This window comes from Floccifex sp. (assembly GCF_051873555.1).
GTDB lineage: Bacteria > Bacillota_I > Bacilli_A > Erysipelotrichales > Erysipelotrichaceae > Floccifex.
Window position 1 is genome coordinate 1 of sequence record NZ_JBJEEY010000165.1, and the last position, 4,748, is coordinate 4,748.

Annotated in this window: 4 protein-coding genes; 2 read left to right on the forward strand and 2 right to left on the reverse strand. The window is 31.4% G+C overall.

The genetic code is table 11. The features are described from left to right. Positions 1-1,279 (reverse strand): PTS ascorbate transporter subunit IIC (locus ACI32A_RS09385; RefSeq protein ID WP_439754798.1); only part of this gene is annotated, 1,279 nt, incomplete at its 3' end. 30 nt (positions 1,280-1,309) lie between these two features. Further along, entirely contained in the window at positions 1,310-1,753 is a 444-nt protein-coding gene (locus tag ACI32A_RS09390) for a PTS sugar transporter subunit IIA (protein ID WP_439754799.1), read from the reverse strand. A gap of 278 nt (positions 1,754-2,031) precedes the next feature. Between ACI32A_RS09390 and ACI32A_RS09395 the strand changes: the two genes are divergently transcribed. Then, positions 2,032-2,676 (forward strand): hypothetical protein, encoded by a 645-nt coding sequence (locus tag ACI32A_RS09395; RefSeq protein WP_439754800.1) that lies wholly within the window; start codon positions 2,032-2,034, stop codon positions 2,674-2,676. Next, positions 2,673-4,712: a BglG family transcription antiterminator gene (locus tag ACI32A_RS09400; protein WP_439754801.1), complete on the forward strand. Its 2,040-nt coding sequence runs from the start codon at positions 2,673-2,675 to the stop codon at positions 4,710-4,712. Before ACI32A_RS09395 ends, ACI32A_RS09400 begins: the two co-directional genes overlap by 4 nt. Positions 4,713-4,748 lie beyond the last annotated feature (36 nt).

Here is a 4,748-nt window from a genome sequence, read left to right on the forward strand (position 1 = left end):
CAGCATCTGAGAATGTACAGTTAGCAAAGTTCAAGCTTCCCATAACTGGCATACAAATAGCTGGTAAGAAAGTAATCAATAATCCGTGCATAAAGCTTCCAAATACGCATCCTTTTAATCCACCTTCGGCATTTCCAAATACACCAGCAGTGGCTCCACAGAAGAAATGAGGAATAACACCTGGTAAAATCAAGGCAACTGGTACTAAGGCTGTATTAATAGCAGCTAATACAAATAATCCGACGATTCCTCCTAGGAATGATACTAAGAATCCAATTAATACGGCATTTGGTGCATAAGGGAATACAACTGGACAGTCAATTGCTGGAATAGCTCCTGGAACTAGTTTTTCGGCAATTCCACGGAAAGCTGGTACAATTTCTCCAACGATCAAACGTACACCGCTTAAAATGATATTAACACCACCGGCAAAGCTTAATCCACAAGTGATAGCCCATACAGCCCAATGTGTACGTGTTTCAGCTCCAACATTTAATAATCCACCTAAATTTGGATAAGAAGCTAAAATCACATCTGGATTGGCAGATAAAATTCCACGTCCAACAGCAACGGCTGTAACAATTAAGAAGAAGACAACCATAGTTAATCCAATGGCAACTGTTGTATCACGTAAGAAAGTTAAACGTTGTGGGAAGTTTACTTCTTCTGTAGATTTGCTTCCTTTAAATACTTTTGCACATTGTGCAGAGAACCAGTATCCCAATCCACCGAAGTGACCAAATCCTAATTCATCTGTTTTAACGATTTTCTTCATTGTTGGCTGACAATAAGCTGGAGAAGCACACATAATGAATCCTAGTAACAATCCACCAGCAATCCATAATTGGAATCCTTCCAGTCCACCAACGTTTAAGATAACAGCTAACATACATGCCATATATAATGTATGATGTCCTGTTAAAAAGATATAATGCCATCTAGAGAAACGAGCCAATACAATATTAGCAATCATTCCAATACACATAATATAGGCTGTATCTGTCGCAAATGTATTTAATGCCAATGATACGATAGCTTCATTATTTGGAACAACTCCCTGCATATTAAATGCATAGTTAAATAAATCACCAAATGCATTTAAAGATCCTGTTTGTAAGAATGAAGCACCTGCACTTAATACTAAGAATCCTACAATTGTTTTTACTGTACCTTTGATAATAACTTCAATTGGTTTTTTCTGCAGAATCAATCCTAACATAGCTAATAAACCAACTAAGATCGCAGGTGTTGATAAAATATTAATAATAAAATCTAACATTTTTTCTCCTCCTAAGATATTAAATCGCTGTTAGACATTTTCTGAAAAGATTGTATATATTTCTTTTCCGTCTTTTGCGTTTAATAATGACTTAACTTTTTCTTCATCAGAGAAGATATTTGAAACTGCAACAATGCCATCCATATGAGATTCTTTGTCTTTTGCTACAAGAGTAACAAGAATACGGACATCATAACCATCTTCAGAAAATTTGATGGGATTTTTTAATACTGTGACGGCCATTTGTGTTTCATTAACACCCGAATGATTACTTGCATGGATCAAAGCCAGGTTTTCACATAATACATAATAGGGCCCATATTGTTTTGTACTATCGAAAATAGCTTGTTCATATTCTTGTGTACAATATCCTTGATCAATCATGGATTCACAAGCAATATGAATGGCTTCTTTCCAGTCTTTCACACTCTCTTTAATAAAACAGTTTTTTTCTTTTAGCAAATTACTAATCATCTCAATCATCTCCTCTTTTCACATGCATTATCCTTGAGTTTTCTTTGTAAAACAAGGCCAAAAGATTTCCATTTATTGTGCAAGAATTTATTCTCTTGCACATTTATTTGCAAAGATGCAAACGTTTTCACTTATTTGTGCAAAATTAGGTTTTTTATTGTTATAAATACATATTTTTTTTTGTATTATTTGCACATAAATGAATTTGAATTTGAAATAAAATGGATTCGATTTAAAGTTCTTAAATTGATAGTATATTAATTGTAAGGAGAACATTCATGGAAGCTTTACCTATTTTAATTTTATTAACTCTTATTTTAATTTCCATTGCTATTCCATTTATCATTCGAAGTCTATTGTGGAATTCCATTCTAAAAAAAATTTATGCTGGAAAATATGATCAGGCAATTGATCAAATGAATCAATCCAAACTATATCGACTTGTTTTTAGTGAATACGAAAGAAATTATAATTTACTTCGTACTTATATTTCAAAAAAAGATGCCAAACAAATTCAGGCATTAAGTATTCATATACTTCAAATGGATTTAAATCGTAAACAAGCATATCAAATTGCGAGTTTAACATATTTCTATTTTTTAGAAAGTGAAAACAAAGAAATGTGTGATACATTACTGCATCATATTCGTATTTCCGGTGATGTACAGGAAATTGGATACGATGAAATGTTGTATCGAATTTTAATTGAAAAGAAATCGGAAGATATTTTAGCTTTAGAAGAGTTGTTAAAAGAAAAAACAGATAAAGATGATATCGGAATGCTTCAATATTTAATTGGTGTTCAATATTTAAATAAAAAAGATTTAAAACAAGCGAATTTGTATTTAAATAAAGCGAAAAACAATTTAAAAGGTACGCCTTACCACAAGAAAATCAATAAATTGTTAGGAGGAATATCGTGACAATCTCTTATAATCTTGATAAACGATGCACGGAAATCTTAAATATTATTATGTATACTTCGGGTTATTTAAAAATTCAGGATCTTGCCAATGAGCTGCAAGTATCAAAGCGAAGTGTATACTATGATGTATCGAAAATTAATGAATGGCTGATTGCCCATGATATTGATCCTTTAGTACAAGAAAGAGGAAAAGGTATCTTAATTAGTAAAAGCCAGGCAATAGCTATTCAAAAAGTTTTAAGTAATCAGAATATTGATGCTCTTCAAGTGTTTACACCTGAAGAAAGAGTGATGATCATTATTTGTTTTATCATTATTCGTAATCGTCCTTTATATATTGATGACTTTGTACAAGAATGCCAAGTAAGTCGAAATACGATTATTAATGACTTAAAGAGTGTTGATAATTTATTATCGAAATATAATTTAAGTTTGATATATGATATTAAAAGTGGTTACCGCATTTCTGGTGATATTATTAAAAAACGTGCTTTATTTTTTATGTTATTTCCAACTCATTTATGGAATTATCATGAAAAAAATCATTTATTTCAAGCCAATCAGGAAAAAATTAAACAGAATCTTTGTTTATTGAAATCCATTGAATCTCAATTAGAAACAGAATATGTAACTGGTATTTTACCTGCTTTAGCTGTTTTTATTTCGAGTATTGAAAATCGAAACGATGAAATTACTTTTAGTGATATGGATGAAGAAGAGATTTTAGAGACTAAGGAATATCAGCTGGTTCATTCTTATTTTTCACAATTAAAAGATAGTGAACAAATTTATATTACACTTCATTTACTTGGATCTCGTCTTCAAACGATTCCGGTTAATGTAATGAAAGAACATGGGGAAACCTATGTGATGGCCAAGAATTTAGTCAAAGAATTTGAGCGTATTTCTTGTTTTTATTATGAAAAAGAAGAAGAATTAATCAATGCGATCAGTGCGCATTTAAAAACGTCTTTGTATCGGTATCGTTATGGTATTCAATTGGGAAATCCCATGTTGGATAGTATCAAAACGGAATATGCAGATTTGTTTAATTTAACAAAAAAAGCTTGTGTTTTATTGGAACATCAATTGGATTATTTGATTTCTGATGCAGAAGTGGCATATTTAACACTTCATTTTGGAGCATTTATGCCACAAACAAAGCGAAATAAAGAAGCTTTTCGTATTTTGATTATTTGTCCAAATGGAATTGGAACTGGAAATATGCTTCGACAGGAAGTGTCCAATTTAGTTCCACAAGCTACTGAAATCATCAATCTTCCTTTAAGTAGTTATACACCAGATCATAATTTTGATGTTGTGATTTCAACGGTTGTTTTGATGAATGAGAAAAAATTAATTGTGGTGCATCCGATTTTAACGGATCAAGATCGTGTTGCGATTCTAAGAAATTGTATGTCCATTGAGCCGCAGGCGCGTATGCAAATTGATGATATTATCAATATTGCCAAGGACTATATGGATCCATCCCAAATCAATGATTTTCGTAAAAATCTTCAGGAATATTATTCAAGTATTCAAGTGCAGAAAGTACATAGCAAACGACAAGGAACAAGTTTAACAAATTATTTGACACCGGATCATATTCTTTGTGTAAATAATATTATTGACTGGGAACAAGCTATTGAATTGTCTTGTGAGCCTTTAATCAAAGAGGATTCGATAACGGAAAATTATGTCCATGCTATTATTCATGATCAAAAAGAAAAAGGTTTGCATATGTTTTTAGCCGATGATTTAGTCTTAGCTCATACAGCCATTGAAAATGGTGTCAAACAAATGGATGTTTCTATGGCTACTTTTAAAAAGCCTGTATATTTTCCAAATGGAAAAGCAGCTCGAATTATAATTGTTTTATGTGCAGAAGATAAGACAAAGCATTTTGGTATTTTAAATGATGTTTTAGAAATTTTTTCAAAGAAAAAGAGTATAGAACAAATTGTAAATTTAGATACACCATTATCGATTTATCGTTATATTGAAAATTCATTAAATAGGGGCTGTAACGAGTAAATAACCCTAAAATAAAAAAATTGCGCTAATCATAGT

Coding starts and splice junctions, on each gene's coding strand:
- ACI32A_RS09390 (WP_439754799.1), bottom strand. CDS start 1,753: ATGATTAGTAATTTGCTAAAAGAAAAAAACTGTTTTATTAAAGAGAGT.
- ACI32A_RS09395 (WP_439754800.1), top strand. CDS start 2,032: ATGGAAGCTTTACCTATTTTAATTTTATTAACTCTTATTTTAATTTCC.